Origin of the sequence: Bradyrhizobium sp. AZCC 2289 (assembly GCF_036924615.1) — a bacterium.
In the GTDB taxonomy this organism is placed as follows: Bacteria; Pseudomonadota; Alphaproteobacteria; order Rhizobiales; family Xanthobacteraceae; genus Bradyrhizobium.
The window spans coordinates 1402974-1419338 of record NZ_JAZHRY010000001.1 but is presented as its reverse complement, the minus strand read 5'-3'; the positions used below and the strand labels follow the sequence as shown (position 1 = coordinate 1419338).

At 59.2% G+C, this 16365-nt stretch carries 14 protein-coding genes and 1 pseudogene; 11 read left to right on the top strand and 4 right to left on the bottom strand.

All coding sequences use genetic code 11. The features are described from left to right. Both V1289_RS07060 and V1289_RS07055 read left to right on the top strand, forming a co-directional pair. Positions 1–555, top strand: a complete 555-nt coding sequence (locus V1289_RS07060) for a flavin reductase family protein (protein ID WP_334396260.1) — start codon at positions 1–3, stop codon at positions 553–555. Continuing rightward, positions 552–1238: a TetR/AcrR family transcriptional regulator gene (locus V1289_RS07055; protein WP_334396259.1), complete on the top strand. Its 687-nt coding sequence runs from the start codon at positions 552–554 to the stop codon at positions 1236–1238. Before V1289_RS07060 ends, V1289_RS07055 begins: the two co-directional genes overlap by 4 nt. A 9-nt stretch (positions 1239–1247) precedes the next feature. Here the strand turns inward: V1289_RS07055 and V1289_RS49555 are convergent. Next, positions 1248–2122, bottom strand: a pseudogene (locus tag V1289_RS49555) (polysaccharide deacetylase family protein). A 25-nt stretch (positions 2123–2147) separates the two neighbouring features. After that, positions 2148–3254, bottom strand: coding sequence for an LLM class flavin-dependent oxidoreductase (locus tag V1289_RS07040; RefSeq protein ID WP_334396256.1), 1107 nt, complete (start codon positions 3252–3254; stop codon positions 2148–2150). A 175-nt stretch (positions 3255–3429) separates the two neighbouring features. On the opposite strand from V1289_RS07040, the gene V1289_RS07035 reads away from it, so the two are divergent. From V1289_RS07035 to V1289_RS07020, 4 genes are read left to right on the top strand one after another with little or no spacing between them, the layout of a single operon-like run. Beyond that, entirely contained in the window at positions 3430–4311 is an 882-nt protein-coding gene (locus V1289_RS07035) for an FAD binding domain-containing protein (protein WP_334396255.1), read from the top strand. Continuing rightward, positions 4308–4793 (top strand): (2Fe-2S)-binding protein, encoded by a 486-nt coding sequence (locus tag V1289_RS07030; protein WP_334396254.1) that lies wholly within the window; start codon positions 4308–4310, stop codon positions 4791–4793. Before V1289_RS07035 ends, V1289_RS07030 begins: the two co-directional genes overlap by 4 nt. After that, positions 4790–7189 carry a xanthine dehydrogenase family protein molybdopterin-binding subunit gene (locus tag V1289_RS07025; RefSeq protein ID WP_334396253.1) on the top strand — a complete coding sequence of 800 codons (2400 nt, stop codon included), beginning with the start codon at positions 4790–4792 and terminating at the stop codon, positions 7187–7189. Before V1289_RS07030 ends, V1289_RS07025 begins: the two co-directional genes overlap by 4 nt. A gap of 39 nt (positions 7190–7228) precedes the next feature. Further along, the gene (locus tag V1289_RS07020) at positions 7229–7519 is read left to right on the top strand and encodes a hypothetical protein (protein WP_334396252.1); all 291 of its coding nucleotides are present in this window, start codon (positions 7229–7231) and stop codon (positions 7517–7519) included. A 642-nt stretch (positions 7520–8161) separates the two neighbouring features. Here the strand turns inward: V1289_RS07020 and V1289_RS07010 are convergent. Beyond that, positions 8162–9283 (bottom strand): hypothetical protein, encoded by a 1122-nt coding sequence (locus V1289_RS07010; protein WP_334396251.1) that lies wholly within the window; start codon positions 9281–9283, stop codon positions 8162–8164. A 543-nt stretch (positions 9284–9826) separates the two neighbouring features. Between V1289_RS07010 and V1289_RS07005 the strand changes: the two genes are divergently transcribed. Then, positions 9827–11016, top strand: a protein-coding gene (locus V1289_RS07005; RefSeq protein WP_442895964.1) for an IS3 family transposase whose coding sequence is annotated in 2 segments (ribosomal slippage) — positions 9827–10073 and positions 10073–11016 — 1191 coding nt in all. Because the reading frame shifts where the segments join, the coding sequence is not laid out codon by codon here. Between the two features lie 287 nt (positions 11017–11303). Here the strand turns inward: V1289_RS07005 and V1289_RS07000 are convergent. Beyond that, a complete protein-coding gene (locus V1289_RS07000) occupies positions 11304–12455 on the bottom strand; it encodes a zinc-dependent alcohol dehydrogenase (protein WP_334396249.1) in 1152 nt (383 codons plus the stop codon). A 198-nt stretch (positions 12456–12653) separates the two neighbouring features. Between V1289_RS07000 and V1289_RS06995 the strand changes: the two genes are divergently transcribed. From V1289_RS06995 to V1289_RS06980, 4 genes are read left to right on the top strand one after another with little or no spacing between them, the layout of a single operon-like run. Further along, on the top strand, positions 12654–13661 hold the full coding sequence (locus V1289_RS06995) for an ABC transporter substrate-binding protein (protein WP_334396248.1): 1008 nt from the start codon (positions 12654–12656) through the stop codon (positions 13659–13661). Positions 13662–13698: 37 nt separating this feature from the next. Beyond that, on the top strand, positions 13699–14514 hold the full coding sequence (locus V1289_RS06990) for an ABC transporter permease (RefSeq protein WP_334396247.1): 816 nt from the start codon (positions 13699–13701) through the stop codon (positions 14512–14514). A gap of 4 nt (positions 14515–14518) precedes the next feature. Next, positions 14519–15304, top strand: coding sequence for an ABC transporter permease (locus V1289_RS06985; protein ID WP_334396246.1), 786 nt, complete (start codon positions 14519–14521; stop codon positions 15302–15304). Next, positions 15301–16362: an ABC transporter ATP-binding protein gene (locus V1289_RS06980; RefSeq protein WP_334396245.1), complete on the top strand. Its 1062-nt coding sequence runs from the start codon at positions 15301–15303 to the stop codon at positions 16360–16362. The genes V1289_RS06985 and V1289_RS06980 overlap by 4 nt, the downstream gene beginning before the upstream one ends. The last annotated feature ends 3 nt before the right edge of the window (positions 16363–16365 follow it).

Here is a 16365-nt window from a genome sequence, read left to right as displayed (position 1 = left end):
ATGTCTGACGCACCAAAACATCCGGCCGATCCAGCCAATGAATTCGCCAGCGACAACTCGGCAATCGATCCTCGCGATTTCCGCAACGCGCTGGGCACTTTCGCGACCGGCGTTACCATCGTTACGGCGATGGCGGCTGACGGAAAGCCTTACGGGGTGACATGCAATTCGTTTGCCTCCGTGTCGCTCAATCCGCCGTTGGTGCTGTGGAGCCTCGGCATGTTTTCGCAAGGCTTGTCCATCTTCCAGAACGCCAGCCACTTCACGGTCAATGTTCTTGGCGCGTCTCAGCAGGCGCTGGCGTCGCAATTTGCAAAATCGTCGGAGGACAAGTTTGCCGGCGTGAGCTGGACGCCAGGGCTTGGCAGCGCGCCGGTCCTTGCCGACAGCGTCGCCAATTTCCAGTGCCGGGCTGCCAACAGGTATTACGGTGGCGACCACATCATATTTCTGGGCGCCGTTGAAGCTTATGCCTATAATCGACGGGAGCCGTTGTTGTTTGCACGCGGTGGCTTCGGTCGATTTCTCACCGGCGACGGCATCAAATCCTCATGATCAGGAAGGTCTCGCCCAAACGTGCGGACGGCAAGCAGAGGCGACTTTCGCCGGATGATCGGCGCAAGGAGTTCGTGGCGAAGGCAACCGAGTTTTTCTCGGAAGAGGGGTTTGGCGGCGGCACCCGCGCGCTGGCACGGCGGCTCGGCGTGACACAACCGCTGCTCTATCGCTACTTTCCGAGCAAGGATGATCTAATCAAGGAAGTCTACCGCACCGTCTATCTCGATCCGCTCGAGACCGGCTGGGAGAAGCTGTTAAGCGATCGCTCGCGGCCGCTCCGCGATCGGTTGCGGGAGTTCTATGGCGCCTATACCGATGCGATCTTCACCCGAAAATGGTTGCGCATCTATCTCTATTCGGGCTTGAAGGGCCTCGACATCAACCGTTGGTATGTCGGCATGGTCAAGGACAAGATATTGACCCGCATCATCAGGGAATGCCGCCATGAAGTGGGACTTGCCGTGCAAAACAAGCCAACGGCGGCGGAGATCGAACTGGCCTGGGTGCTTCACGGCGGAATCTTCTATTACGGCGTTCGCAAATATATCTATGAATCTCCCGTGCTTGAAGACAAGGAACAGATGATCAGTCACGCGCTGGATGTTTTTCTGGCCGGCTTTGAGCGGATTTCCGAGGCCTCGGCCTACATCCGGCGCACCCCAGTGAAGGTGGTTGGATAGACCGGTACGCTATTTCCTCCCCATCTCCCTACGATACCAGTCGCCGATTTCGCTTGCGGTCATCAGCGCCACGCCGTCATGGCCGATGACGTAGTCGAGCAGGGCTTCCAGGTATTTGATGCGATGTGGCACGCCGGTAATATACGGGTGAATCGAAATCGCCATGATTCGTGCGTTCGACGCGCCTTCGAGATACAGCCGGTCGAATTGATCAGTGCAGCGCTTGAGGAATTGCTCGGACGGCAGATGCTGCAGCGCATGGATGACGATATCGTTGGTCTCGACCGAATAGGGGATCGTGGTGATGGTGCCGTGGGGTGTCCCAATATCCTGCGGCAGATCGTCGATCACCCAGTCCGCGAGATATTCGATACCATGAGGCGCAGGAGATCGAGGGTTTCCGCGGTCTCGGTCAGGCCGGGGCTTTCCCATGAGCGCGGCGGTTTGCCTGAAAAGTTCGCGATGGTCTCGACCGATCGCTTGATCGCGTCGGCCTGGTTGTCGAGCTTGTGCATCGGGCCCTGCATAAACCCATGGCCCATGAATTCGAAGCCGGCTTCGAGCGCGGCAGATGCGACACGCGGGTAGGTGTTGCAGACATTGGCGTTCAGCGCCAACGTCACCGGCATCTTGCGGTCGGTCAACGCCTTGAACTGACGCCAGAAACCGGCGCGCATGCCGTATTCGTGCCATGACCAGTTCGGTACGTCAGGCAACAGCGGCTGGCCCATCGGCGGGCTCAGCACCGTGCGTGGCATCGCGTTCTCGATCCGCCATTCCTCGACATTGAGGATGACCCATACCGCGAGCTTCTTGCCGCCCGGAAGCGTCAGCTTCGGTCGGTCGATTTGTGCTTGATAGGGGATACGATCGCTGAGAGCCACGGCAAGATTTCCCTGGATTGAAAGACTATTCGGCCGCCTTGGTCCGGCCGGACATACCCGCCTCGACTCGCGGCATGACCTTTTCGGCCATCAGGATCATCGATTGGCGCCCCAGTTCGCGATCCTTCCAGTCCTTGCCGGCGTAGAGCAACGTTCCGAAGGTGCCGACCTCTTGCTGAAAAGCCAGTAGTTGATCTGCGACGCTGTCCGGCGTGCCATGAATAATGAGCTTGTCGCAGATGGAGTCCAGCGTCACTTCCTCATCGGGTTGATCGCGGCGGGTCTTGAACAGTTCGATACGGCCGCCGCGCTTCAGCTTGGTGAACAGCGAGCGATAATAATATACATACGGCCCGTCCGGATCGGTGGCATAGGCCTTTGCGGTCGCGGCGTCCTTTGCAACGAACACGCTCTTGGCGACACGCCAGTTCGCCGCATCCACCGTGCGGCCCGCGCGCTCGCAACCCTCGACGTATTTCGGCCAATGGCTCTTCACCCAGGCCGGCATCAGAAAATTCGCCGAGATAGGATCCCAGCCCCGCGCGGCCGCTTCCGTCACGCCTTTCGAGAATGGCGCCACCGCCGTCACCACGATCGGCGGATGGGGTCTTTGTAGTGGACGCGCAATGAAGCCCTGACCAATCTCCTCGATCAGGTTCTTCTGCACCGAAATATTCCAGTATTTGCCTTGCAGATTGTACGGCGGCTCGCTCGCCCAAATCGCCAGAACCTGATTGATGGCTTCCAGAAACATGGCGTTACGGTCGGCTTCGAGATTGCCGAAAACTTCCGCGTCGGACATTAGCCCGCCCGGGCTGATGCCGAAAATCAGGCGCCCGTCGAGCATGTGATCGAGCATCGCAATTGAAGCCGCGAGCGCGGCAGGATGCGTGTTCGGCATATTGATGGTGCCGGTGCCGAGTCTGATTTGCCTGGTCGCTGCGGCGAGCCAGGCGATGAACGCGATGCAGGAGGTAATATTTTCGGCCTTGTCGGTGACGTGCTCCCCGACATAGGCCTCGGTGAACCCGAGCTCATCCGCCAGCAGAAAAGCTTCGCGGTCTTCTTTGAGGGACAGCCGCCAGTCCTTGTCGACAGGATGGATCGGCATCGTAAAAAACCCGAGTTTCATGGTCTGCTCCTCCCCAAGGGCAGGCTTTTGTTTGGCAGGAAACGTGCGTCGTTCGTGGCATGATGACAAGTCCAAAGTCGAAATAATCGGTCGATAAACAAACTTGACCTTTAAAGGTTGCCGCCGTCTAATCCAAAGAAAATGCCGATATCCCGCCGGGGGAGGTTACGTCGAAATGAAGGCCTCGGCTTTCGCTTACGCCCGCGCAACGAGCGTCTTAAATGCGCTGGAACTGCTCGCCGCGCATGGCGACAAGGCCAAGGTGCTGTCGGGCGGCCAGAGCCTGATGCCGGCGATGAATCTGCGCCTCATCTCTCCCGAACTCATTGTCGATATCGGCGAACTCGCTGAACTGCGCGGGATCGCGGTGAAAGGCGACGTCCTTTCCATTGGTGCGTTGACGCGTCATGCCGATCTCCTCAAATCTCCCGAAATCGCCGCTCATGTCCCCCTGCTGACGGACGCGATCACCCATGTCGCACATCCCGCAATCCGCAATCGCGGTACGATCGGCGGTAGCCTTGCGCATGCGGATCCGGCTTCCGAGCTGCCTGCCTGCATGGTCGTGTTGGACGCAACCATCATTATTCGTGGCCCACGCGGCGAGCGGCGGGTCGCAGCGAGGGAATTCTTCACCGGCATCTATGAGACGGTGCTGTCGCCGCAGGAGTTGCTGGTCGCAGTCGAGTTACCGGTGGCGCGAAAAGGTTCCGCGTATTTCTTCCACGAATTCGCTCGTCGACACGGCGATTACGCCATTGTCGGCCTGGCGGCGCAGGCGATCTTCGACGGCAGTCTGTTCGCCGATCTCCGCCTTGGTTTTTTTGCCGTTGGCGATCGACCGCTATTAGCCAGGGCTGCCAGCAAGCTTGTCAACATCACCATTACGCCCGAATTGTTGTCCGATGCCTCGGCAGCGCTGAGCGAAGAGCTTGATCCGCAAGAGGATCACCGGGCATCTCCCGCGATGCGCCGGCATCTGGCGAAGGTATTGCTGGTACGTTGCGTATCTACGCTGCGCTCTCGCCCTGATCTCAGTGCGGGAGGGCCTGCATGACGGCTCCCGTGGCCCTCTCGCTCATTGTCAACGGCGAGCGTGTCGTTGCCAATGTTCTGCCGCGGTTGAATCTCGCGGATTTTCTGCGCGAGCATTTGAAGTTGACCGGCACGCATCTCGGGTGCGAACACGGAGTTTGCGGCGCCTGTACGGTGCGCGTCAACGGCGAGATCGTGCGTTCCTGCCTGATGTTGGCGGTGCAGGCGCACGACGCATTGGTGGAGACGATCGAAGGGGTGTCCGATAGCGGTGAGATCGCCGACCTTCAGGCGGCGTTCCGCGACCGCAACGCCCTGCAATGCGGGTTTTGCACGCCGGGAATGCTGATGGCAGCGCAGGATCTGCTGAAACAGAATTCCAAACCCGATCGAGAACAGATTCGCGAGCATCTTTCCGGCAATTATTGCCGCTGCACCGGCTACCAGGCGATCGTCGACGCCGTCGAAACCACGGCGTTGGCGCGGATGGCGCGCGAGCCATGACTTCAGCGCCGAAAAATCCAGACGCGCTTTCGGTGCTCGACCGGCCGAATTCCTATATTGGCAAGACGGTGCCGCGGCCGAATCTTGATCGGCTGATGCAGGGGCGGGGACTCTATGTGAGCGACATGGAGCTGCCGCGCATGGCGCATGTGGTGTTTCTGCGTTCGCCTTACGCGCATGCAAGGATTGTTGGCATCGATGCGGCCGCGGCGAAGCATATGCCGGGCGTGATTGCCGTCGTTACCGGTTTGGAATTGGCTGCCGCCATTACGCCGTGGGTCGGCGTGCTCTCGCATTTGAAGGGCCTTAAATCCGCCCCGCAAAGTGCAATCGCTATCGACCGCGTGTGCTGGCAGGGCGAGGCCGTCGCGGCCGTTATTGCGAGCAGCCGGGCCTTGGCCGAGGATGCGGCGGAGCATGTCTTGGTCGAGTATGCAGAACTCGATGCGGTAACGGACATGCGCAGCGCGCTCGATACCGCAACGCCTGTGATCCATCCTTCGCTCGGCGACAACCTTGCCTTTGAGCGCAACCATGACGCCGGCACCGTCGACCTGGCCTTTGCTGATTCCGACGAGGTGGTGGAGGCGGAATTTATCTTTGGGCGTCATACCGGCGTAACGCTGGAGCCGCGCGCCGTGGTGGCCGACTGGAACGCCGCCGAAGCGAGGCTGACGATCTACCAGGGCACGCAGGCGCCGCACATGGTGCAGAACATCGCGGCGCTGCATTTGGGTCTACAGGAATCCCAAGTCCGCGTGGTCTGCAAGGACGTCGGCGGCTCCTTCGGCATCAAGGTCCACATCTATGCCGACGAGATGGCGACCTATGCATTGTCGAAGCTGCTGCGACGGCCAATCAAATTCGTCGCTGACCGCGTCGAGAGCTTCAATACCGACATTCATGCCCGCGATCATATCTGCAGGGGAAAGATAGGCGTCAACCGCGACGGCGTGATCACGGCGTTCGAGATCGACGATCTAACCGGCATCGGACCCTATTCTATGTATCCGCGCACCAGCGCGATCGAGGCTAATCAGGTCGTCAATCTCGTCGGTGGGCCTTACACGGCCAAGAACTACCGAGCCCGCGCCCGTGTCGTGTTCCAGAACAAGAACGTGATGTGCCAGTACCGCGCCGTCGGCCATCCGATTGCCTGTTCGGTGACGGAAGGTTTGGTCGATCTGGCGGCAATGAAGATCGACATGGACCCGGTCGAAATCCGTCGCCGCAATCTGATTGCCGATGACGCCTATCCCTGCGCTTCGCCGTCGGGCCTACGGTTTGAGCAATTGTCGCATCACGCGTCGCTCGCGAAGTTAATCAAGATGATGGACTACGACGGGCTGCGTGCCGAGCAGGCGACGTTGCGCGCCAGGAACATTCATCGCGGCATCGGTATCGCCAGTTTCATCGAAGTCACCAATCCCAGCGCGGCGTTCTATGGCGTCGGCGGGGCAAGGATTTCGTCGCAGGATGGTGTGGCCGTGCGACTTGACGCCCAGGGTTCTGTGATCTGCCAGACCAGCATCACCGAGCAGGGGCAGGGGTCGGAATCCCTCACGGCGCAGATCGTCGGCAGCGTGCTCGGCGTCTCCATGGATCGGGTCCGCGTCATCCTGGGAGATACCGATAATACGCCGTATGGCGGCGGCACCTGGGCCTCGCGCGGCGCGGGCATCGGCGGCGAGGCCGCGCTTCAGGCCACGAAAGTGCTACGCAAGAATATTCTCGATGTCGCCGCCGCCATCCTGCAATCCACGTCGAGTGAACTCGACATCGTCAACAACAGCGTTGTGAACGCCAATGATGGTGCTCCGCGTATTGAACTGAACGAATTAGCCAGAATCGTTTATTTTCGGCCGGACACGCTGCCGCCGGGTATTCAGCCAGAACTGATGGCGACGCGGCATTTTGTTCCACGCCAATATCCCTTTGCCTTCACCAATGGCGTTCAGGCCTCCTGGCTGGAGGTCGACACCGATACCGGTTTCGTCAAGCTATTGAAGCACTGGGTCGTCGAGGATTGCGGTACCATCATCAATCCGCAACTGGTCGATGAGCAGATCAGGGGTGGCGTGGTGCAGGGCCTTGGCGCCGCGCTGTTCGAGAAATGCATCTATGACGAGCGCGGCCAACTCACCAATGCCAATATGGCCGATTATCTGGTTCCGATGTCCGGTGAAATGCCTGATATTGATGTCGGCCACGTCGTCTCGCCGACGCTGGAATCCGAGTTGGGCGCCAAAGGCGCCGGCGAAGCTGGCACCGCCGGTGCGGCGGCCGCGGTGACAAATGCCGTCAATGACGCGCTGAGGCCGTTCGGCACCATAATTACGGAGATTCCGCTGACGCCTCAGGTTATCCTGGCGGCCTTGGGGCGAATCGAATTTTGAACGACTGTCGCGACGTCTCCGTTAACAACGGAGATGACCATGCTGACCGACAACGAGCCGCACACTCGCCGGGCCATTTTCACCGTTGAACGGTTACATGCCGAGCTAGGGGGCCAGATATTGGAGAACCGGCGACGGCACGAGGAGTTGAGCGGCCAGATACGGCACGTTGAGGCCGTCGTCAAAATGCTGGACCTCGGCTACAACATCGCTCGGATCACGGTGAAGCGGCGGAAGCCCAACCAGCACAGCCTCAAGAACCATGAGGGGAAAAGCGTGCCGATCATAGGGGAAGGCCGCCCGGCGAGGTGGAAACTGACTGTCGATTGAGCTATCATAAGCATATGGAGAAGCGACCGAATTTTATCGTCCGTTTGCGGGCTTGGCAAAAGCCAGAGGTCAGATATTGGCTCGACGCCTTCGGAGTATTCATGGCTGTCACACTATTCTTCTGCCTGATCCAATTCTTACACGATCGATGATAGTGGCAATTCCTCGATACAGAACCATATCCAATATGGGGTTCCCGTTTCAACCTTGGATATGTCGCTGCCAATGGCTGGTGAAATCGACGCTCTTGCCACGCTTCAACGCCAGCGCCGCTACGCGGCTCACCTGATCGCTGTTGGATACGCGGCGATTATCCTCTCGCCATGACCACTCCTGCGCGTAGCGGAGCAGATGTGCGCCCGGCGATATGGTGAATGCCGATCTCGGAGCGGCGCAGGCGGGAGAAGTATTCTTCGGCCTGACTGGTGCAAGCGCCGTCGAGCGAGTAAGCTTCTTGGTGGTTGTGGCGTTTACGCCATAATACCGCGAATCTGGACGGGACCTGTAGGCGCAAAGCTAAAATGTCAGCACTGAGCAAAGTTGGAATGTTAGTCCTCGACCTCTTGGGTTGGAGGCTGCACCTCCCTCTGTGCTAGGGTCAAAAATCCCGCTGCACGATAGAAACGGGTAAGGCACGCAGCGTTAGCGAGCGTACCTGACACGGCCCTCATCAGAATCATTAAAGAAAGAGAATAGCAGCGTCCACATGGACAGTAGCAAGAATGGCATCAGGTAATAGGGTGTAGAAATAGGATGAGTGAGAAAGAATCCGAGGTTTACAACAATGTTGATAGCAACGATCGATGCCGCGGTCTTTCTGATATTAGCAGCCAAAGCTACGATTGACCAGGTTACCACCAGTAAGGTCAACGCACCTTGCATGTCACTAAAATACTGCCAAGCGATGCTGAAGCTGAAATCTGGAGGCGTCGCGTCTACTGCGCTGTAAGTAGTGGCTATAACACTTCCGGCATTGATCGCATTTGAAACTAGCGTCGGCACCAACCCCACTAGATACGCGACTCCAAACAAAGCTAGCCGAATGAAATCATCCAACTTTGCGGATCGGGCGGCCAGCGCCAGCAGAACTAGGAAGTAGCCAGCGGAGAGTAAGAGGTTTGGAAGCCTGAACGAGACCGCCAGTCCCATGAACATGCCAGCCGCTGCCGCAGCCGTGTTTCGGCGCGATGACCTTGGATCGTTTGCCATGATTGCAGTCAAAAACCCGACGACTGCGCAGACTATCATCGTGGGCGCCATCGAGTAGCTGGCTTTTGACGGGTTCACCATGAAATAGATCGCGGCCATGCCGACGACGCCCGATCCAACAATTTCATGCGGACGCCGGGCGGAATAGATAGCGAGAAGCGCCGCTAGAAAAACGAAGAAGTTCGCGACAGCGTATAGCGGTATCCTTTGGAAATCGGCCGGGAAGACTGAAAGAGCCAAGCCGGTACCTGGGGGATACTGGATTACGTGCTTCTCCCCTATTTGAGTGTGGCAGGGTGCGCGGGCCGGATTGTCCCAAGCTTCATAACCAATCTCTCGCGCTAACGTCGCGAAGTATCGATCGTCGTCTCGATTTATATTGGTGTCGAAGCCACCAAGGCCAAAGCGTTGAAACAAGTGCGCCTGCCTGAGGTAGCAGATGTCGTCATAGACACCGGTTCGCTCGGTCCAATTGCGCATGGTCCAAAAATTTGATCCCAGGATGCCCACGCAAAGGACACAGAAAAGTAGCCTTAAAATCCAAGTTTTGAGCATCGATAAAAGCTACCCCCTGAAATGGCTTCAAATGCGATGTATTGCAGAGGGCGTTCGCGGGCGGCCGCATCGCAACACAACAACGTGCGACCACGTTCATCTGCAACCACATTTTTCAGGGCGATTTACGCGCATAGGAAACCTTGATGCACTCACCGTCCAATTTGGTAAGGCACACACCGGGCTCATGGGAAATCGGCATCTGAGATAGGGCGAACTGCCCCAAAAGGGCCAAGGCAAAGTACACGTACCAATATCGCATAGCGCACCTCGAACCCAACAAACCAGCAAGTATAATTTAGCCTGCGAACAAGTGTAAGTAGTCACTAATATTAAATCAAGAACTCGGTTTCCTTGTAGTCGTCGCGCATGGGGTGGGACCTCGCACGTCTGGCGGTTCTCTCAGCCTGAGCGGTCAGGGGTGCCATCCGCTGGTTTGCTTTCTGCTACTGACATACTGGAGAAGGTTCGATCGCAGCTGACCTTGCCCCTCGGGCTTAATCCAGTTTGAAGTTCGCTCTGGCCCAAGACGAGGACCAGAGCATGAAGCGCAATCGATTTACAGAAGAACAGATCATCGGGATTTTGAAGGAGCACGAGGCCGGGGTCCCGGTCGCCGATCTCTGCCGCAAGCATGGCGTCAGCGACGCCAGCATCTACAAATGGAAGGCCAAATTCGGAGGGATGGACGTCTCTGAGGCCAAGCGGCTGCGGTCGCTGGAGGACGAGAACGCGAAGCTGAAGCGGCTTCTGGCTGACGCCATGCTGGATAATGTGGCGCTGAAGGATCTCTTGGGAAAGAAATGGTGACGCCCGCGGGGAAGCGGAAAGCTGTCGCTCATCTGGTGGAAGCCCACGGGATGAGCGAACGGCGGGCGTGTAAAGCCATCGGCTGCTGCCGCATGACCATGAGATATCAGACGACCCGGGCGGATGATGCCGGCATTCGTCAGCGCATGAAGGCGATCGCCCAGGAACGCCGCCGTTTCGGCTACCGACGCCTGCATATTCTGCTCAAGCGGGAGGGCTACGTGATCAACCACAAGAGGCTGTTCCGGCTCTATCGGGAGGAGAAGCTGGCGGTGCGCCGCCGTGGCGGCCGCAAGCGGGCCATCGGAACCAGGGCGCCGATGCTGGTTCCGATGGCGCCCAACGAACGCTGGTCGCTCGACTTCGTGTCGGATCAACTCACCGACTGCCGCCGCTTCCGCATCCTGACCATCGTTGATGACTGCACCCGAGAAAGCCTGGCGCTGGTGGCCGACACCTCGCTCTCCGGGGTCCGCGTGGCGCGGGAACTGGATCAGCTGATGATCGAGCGCGGCAAGCCGAAGATGATCGTCAGCGACAATGGCAGCGAGCTTACCAGTAACGCCGTCCTCACATGGGCGGACCAAGCCCGCGTCGAATGGCATTACATCGCGCCGGGCAAACCCATGCAGAACGCCTTCATCGAGAGCTTTAACGGCCGGCTACGGGATGAATTGTTAAACGAAACGCTGTTCTCTTCGCTGGCGCAGGCTCGCGTTGCCCTTGGATGCTGGCGCGCCGACTACAACGGCTCACGCCCCCATTCTCAGCTCGGATGGAAGACACCTTCCGAGTACGCCTTCACCTGCAATCCGCGCCGGGATCTGGCGCTGCGCTATGCCGATGGCTCCGCGCCAGCTCCCGTCGCTACCACCGTCCAACCGGGCAACCCAAACGCCACGAGCGAACTCGGGATTGGATAAAACTTGGGGGCAAGGTCACAGCTCCTCTCTCTCCGCCAGCTTGCTCAAGGCCGTGTATTCTCTGGGTGAGCTCGCTGGCTCGTAAGCCCAATAGCCGTGGTCATTTCTGATTTGACCTCTGGACTCCCGACGGGCCAAAACCGCCCTATTATTCTCACAGAGGAGCGTTTTTCTCCGAACCTATGGACTCCAGACTTCAGGTACGTTCTCGAAGTCCAATTGTTTTGAGCCACTTATGAGGTTCGGCGGAAAGAGGGGTCGGCCTTTTCTTTTGGATGGGCGAGAGCCTATTCAGCCGCGCGGGCAATCGCACCGGATTCCCGGTTGGTAACGACGACCTTGATGGCGTCATCGACCCGGTCGCGCGCGTATCTCAGCGCGGTCGGCAGATCAGCCAGCAGAAACGTATGGGTGTGAATCTTGGTCGCATCGAAGCGCTTTTCCGCCATTAATGCCATGGCGCGGCGGGTGGCGCTGCGGCCCTCGCCGCGGATTCCGTAGGCGTAGATGTTGTTCTTCACAAGATGGGCGAGGTCCGATTTCACCGGCTCGTGTGGGAACGCAGCCAGACAGATCTTTCCGCCGCGATTGGTCATGTGGATGGCTTGATTGATCGTCGCCTCGCTCCCCGCGCATTCCACCACATAGTCCGCACCAACTCCCCCAGTAAGCTGTTTGACAATCTCGACGGCATCCTCGTCGTTGATGTTGATAACGCGGTCGGCACCGAGCTCCCGGCCGATCGCCAGCCGCTTGTTGCGCGTTCCCGTCAGGATGACCGGGCTTGCGCCGAGCGCCTTCGCTACTGCGACGGCTAGGAGCCCGATCGGGCCAGGCCCGATCACAACAACGCTCTCACCGGCGACCAATCCCCCCAACTCCGTCAGGCCATACATCGACGTCCCAGCGGTGACCACCAGCGTCGCTTCCGCGTCGCTCATGGTATCGGGCACCCGCGCCAGCGTATTGATGTGATTGACCGCGTATTCGGCAAAGCCGCCATCGGTGGTGAAGCCGTTGGCGCGATGTCCCTTTTCGGGCTTCCCGTAATTCAGGCATGAGGTGTACATGCCCTGGCGGCAGCGCTTGCACTGGCCGCAACCGGCATGGATTTCGACGCTGATCCGTTCGCCAATCCTGAACTCGTCGACGTCGGGCCCAAGTGCTGCAACCGTGCCCATATATTCATGGCCCGGCGTAAAATTCTTGTTGAAGGGCAGGCCTCCCTGGATGCTGGCCGGCGAACCCGAATGGATGATCTCAAGGTCGGTCGCGCAGATCGCGACCGCATCGATCCGAACCAGGACCTCAGCGCGTGCAGGAACGGGAGTTGGCTTGTCGCGCAGGAAAAGCTGGTCGGGCTCGCCCAGAATCCAGGCCTTCATCTGGTCGGGCACAGGAAGGTCGGGTGAGGTCTTGACGCCTGATGGTCGGTACATCTGAGAAATCCCGTTAGGTCAGAAATTCTATCGCAAACGCCGTATTGCCGCGAGCCACGGAGACGCCTTTCGTGCCGGCCTGCGAAGCTTTGCTGCATAGCAATACGACTCGTCGCAAAACCTTCATACGCGGCCTATACTTGGTCACCGGTTGGTGCTGAAATCCATTTGCAGCCTCGCCGATCCGGAGTGACCTTCATGAAGACCGTCCGTCTTTTCCTTGCCTTGCTGGTGCTGTCGCTGATCGCGCCCTGGCAATCCGCTAAGGCGGCCGACGTCATCTGCTACAATTGCCCGCCGGAATGGGCTGACTGGGCCTCCATGCTCAAGGCGATCAAGGCGGATCTCAATTACGACATTCCCCACGACAACAAAAATTCGGGTCAGGCGCTGGCGCAGATCCTTGCCGAGAAAAGCAATCCCGTTGGCGATATCGGCTATTTCGGCGTTACCTTCGGCATGAAGGCCAAGGCTCAGGATGCGCTGGAGCCCTACAAGCCCGCCAACTGGGATCAGGTTCCGGCCGGTTTGAAGGATGCCGACGGTTACTGGACCACGATTCATTCCGGTACCCTCGGCCTGTTCGTGAACAAGGACGCGCTCGGCGGCAAGCCGGTGCCGGCCTGTTGGAAGGACCTCCTGAAGCCGGACTATAAGGGAATGGTCGGCTATCTCGATCCAACCTCTGCCGCGGTCGGATATGTCGGCGCCGTTGCAATCAATCTGGCACTTGGCGGCTCAGCTTCGAATTTCGACCCCGCGATCGGCTTCTTCAAGGATCTGCGGAAGAACGATCCGATCGTCCCCAAGCAGACCTCTTATGCCCGCGTGGTCTCCGGGGAGATGCCGATCCTGCTCGACTATGATTTCAACGCCTATCGCGCGAAATATTCCGAGAAGGGCAATTTTGAATTCGTGATCCCTTGCGAGGGATCGGTGGTGTTTCCTTACGTCGTCGGCTTGGTCAAGAACGCGCCCGACAAGGAAAAGGCCAAGAAGGTGATGGATTATCTATTGTCCGACAAGGGACAGGCGATCTGGACCAATGCGTATTTGCGCCCTGCGCGCCCGATCGAGCTGCCGGAGGCCGTGAAGAACAAATTCCTGCCGGACAGCGACTACGCTCGCGCCAAGAGCGTCGACTGGGGGCAGATGGAAAACATGCAAAAAGGCTTTGTCGACCGCTATCTCGCCGAGGTCCGCTGAGGCAAGATGGTGCCCATCGCGGGGGCGCCATTTTCCAATGTCTCATAAATCCTTTGTCTGGTTGTGCCTGCTGCCGCTTGCGGTGGTCACAGTGGCATTTTTCCTGCTGCCGATGGCGCGGCTCGTCGTGACCGGCGCGGAAGGCCCGCAGGGGCTTGCCGGCTATCTTGCAATCCTGACCGAGCCGCGTTATCGCGCCACGCTGATCAACACGGTCATGCTGGCGGCTGCGACCACGATCGTGACGCTGATCGTGGCGACCATCGCCGGAATGTTCTTGCAGCGCCATCGTTTTCCCGGCCGCGCAGTCCTGATTGCGATGCTGACCTTTCCGCTGGCGTTTCCCGGCGTGGTGGTCGGCTTCCTGATCATCCTGCTTGCTGGCCGCCAGGGTCTGATTGGCGATCTCTCGAGCCGCCTGTTCGGCGAGAGGCTGGTCTTTGCCTATTCGATCTACGGGCTGTTCCTCGGTTATCTCTATTTTTCGATCCCGCGCGTCATTCTCACCATCATGGCAGCGGTACAGAAACTCGATGTCGGTCTGGAAGAAGCCGCGCGTTCTCTCGGCGCGAGCCCGTGGGCGGTACAGCGCGATGTCGTGCTGCCGGCGCTGGCGCCGGCTTTCGTCGCTTCCGGGGCGATTGCCTTTGCGACTGCGATGGGCGCATTTGGAACCGCGTTTACGCTGGCAACGAACGTCGACGTGTTGCCGATGCTGATCTATACCGAGTTCACGCTGGCGGCGAATTTCTCGACGTCCGCCGCGTTGTCGGTCGGGCTCGGCATCATCACCTGGTTCATCCTGGCGATTGCCCGTTCATTCAGCGGCAGCGCCGTCGCCGCAGCCGGATGAGACCATGCGTGATCGCCTGATTTTCACCGGCCAATTCATCTTCACGCTGATCATCGCTGCGTTCCTGGCGGTGCCTGCGATCCTGTCGATTTCCGCCGGCGTGACCGTGAATTACTTTCGCGGCATCCAGTCCGGCCTGACCCTGCAATGGGTGGCCCAAGTCTGGGAGCTCTACGCCGGCACCATCCTGCTGTCATTTGTGATTGCATTTGCAACCCTGGCTGTGACGCTCGCCGCCGGCGTCCCGGCGGCCTACGCCTTGCATGTACGGGGAGGACGGCTGGCCCGGATCGTCGAGGAGATCATCACGCTGCCTCTGGCGATACCCGGACTGGCCATCGCGCTGGCGTTGCTGTTCACTTATCAAGGCTTCAGCGACTTCCGCCGCTCCTGGCTTTTCATCCTCGTCGGCCATGTCATCTTCACCATGCCGTTCATGGTGCGGTCGGTGATGGCCGTATTCGCAACGGTCGACATCAAGACGTTTGACGAAGGTGCGGCATCGCTTGGCGCATCGCCTTGGCGGCGCTTCCGCGACGTGATCGTGCCGAATGCAGTGCCGGGGATACTCGCCGGCGCCTTGATGGTAGTGACGCTTTCGCTTGGCGAGTTCAACCTGACCTGGATGCTGCATACGCCGCTGACCAAGACACTGCCGATCGGGCTCGCCGACAGCTATGCCTCGATGCGGCTGGAAGTCGCTTCGGCCTATACGCTGATCTTCTTTGTCATGATCATTCCGCTGTTGGTAGCGATGCAATTGTTTGCCGAGAAGGAACAGAAGAGATGAGCACGTCGGCTGGACATGGCGCCGCGGTGCGCATCGCGGCCTGCGGCAAGACGTTCGCTGATGGAACGCGCGCACTCGAGCCCGCCACGCTCGATATCGATCGCGGCGAGACTCTGGTGCTGCTCGGCCCGTCTGGCTGTGGCAAGACCACCATGCTGCGCATTATCGCCGGCCTCGAACTGCCCGATACAGGCGGCAAGGTGCTGTTCGACGGCAAGGACATGACGTCCGTGCCGATCGAACGGCGCAATGTCGGCATGGTCTTCCAGTCCTATGCGCTTTTTCCCAACATGAGCGTCTCGGACAATATCGGCTATGGCCTGAAGATCCGCGGCGTACCGAAGGAGGAGCGCGCGGCGCGTGTCGCCGAACTGGTCGCGCTGACGAACATTTCCGGGCTTGAGAACCGCCGCATTGATCAACTCTCCGGCGGCCAGCGCCAGCGGGTGGCACTGGCGCGGGCGGTTGCGATCCGGCCGGGCATTCTGCTGCTGGACGAACCGCTGACGGCGCTCGATGCAGCATTGCGCGATCGTTTGCGCGGTGAGCTCAATCGCCTGCTGCGGGCGCTTGGCATCACCACGATTTACGTCACCCATGACCAGTCCGAAGCCATGGAGCTCGGCGATCGTATCGTCGTCATGCAGAAGGGGACGATCGCCCAGATCGGCTCGCCGCGCGAGATTTACTTTGCGCCGAAAAACCGCTTCGTGGCCGAATTCATCGGCGCGGCCAACATCATCGAAGCCCCTATCGAGGGCGGTCAACTCGTATTGCCGGGCGGTCGCCAGCCAATCGGTGGTGATGCGACCGTGTCGGCCGCGGTCGCCATGATTCGTCCCGAAACCATTCGCGTAGTGGAGGCCGGGAGTGCGCCTCTCTCGGGGCTCATCGACAGCGTCAGCTTCATCGGCGACCGGCAACGCATGGTCGTGAGCGGCGTATCTGGCAAGCTGCTCACCGTCGATGCTCCTAACGCGGTTATCGCCAAAGCCGGCGAACGGGTCGGACTGTTGATTTCGCCGGACGCCGTCCGTTTGCTGCCGCCCGAAAGCTGAGAA

Excerpts from the sequence above, each read along its gene's own strand:
- V1289_RS07060 (WP_334396260.1), top strand. The coding sequence starts at position 1 with ATGTCTGACGCACCAAAACATCCGGCCGATCCAGCCAATGAATTCGCC.
- V1289_RS07055 (WP_334396259.1), top strand. The coding sequence starts at position 552 with ATGATCAGGAAGGTCTCGCCCAAACGTGCGGACGGCAAGCAGAGGCGA.
- V1289_RS07040 (WP_334396256.1), bottom strand. The coding sequence starts at position 3,254 with ATGAAACTCGGGTTTTTTACGATGCCGATCCATCCTGTCGACAAGGAC.
- V1289_RS07035 (WP_334396255.1), top strand. The coding sequence starts at position 3,430 with ATGAAGGCCTCGGCTTTCGCTTACGCCCGCGCAACGAGCGTCTTAAAT.
- V1289_RS07030 (WP_334396254.1), top strand. The coding sequence starts at position 4,308 with ATGACGGCTCCCGTGGCCCTCTCGCTCATTGTCAACGGCGAGCGTGTC.
- V1289_RS07025 (WP_334396253.1), top strand. The coding sequence starts at position 4,790 with ATGACTTCAGCGCCGAAAAATCCAGACGCGCTTTCGGTGCTCGACCGG.
- V1289_RS07020 (WP_334396252.1), top strand. The coding sequence starts at position 7,229 with ATGCTGACCGACAACGAGCCGCACACTCGCCGGGCCATTTTCACCGTT.
- V1289_RS07010 (WP_334396251.1), bottom strand. The coding sequence starts at position 9,283 with ATGCTCAAAACTTGGATTTTAAGGCTACTTTTCTGTGTCCTTTGCGTG.
- V1289_RS07000 (WP_334396249.1), bottom strand. The coding sequence starts at position 12,455 with ATGTACCGACCATCAGGCGTCAAGACCTCACCCGACCTTCCTGTGCCC.
- V1289_RS06995 (WP_334396248.1), top strand. The coding sequence starts at position 12,654 with ATGAAGACCGTCCGTCTTTTCCTTGCCTTGCTGGTGCTGTCGCTGATC.
- V1289_RS06990 (WP_334396247.1), top strand. The coding sequence starts at position 13,699 with ATGTCTCATAAATCCTTTGTCTGGTTGTGCCTGCTGCCGCTTGCGGTG.
- V1289_RS06985 (WP_334396246.1), top strand. The coding sequence starts at position 14,519 with ATGCGTGATCGCCTGATTTTCACCGGCCAATTCATCTTCACGCTGATC.
- V1289_RS06980 (WP_334396245.1), top strand. The coding sequence starts at position 15,301 with ATGAGCACGTCGGCTGGACATGGCGCCGCGGTGCGCATCGCGGCCTGC.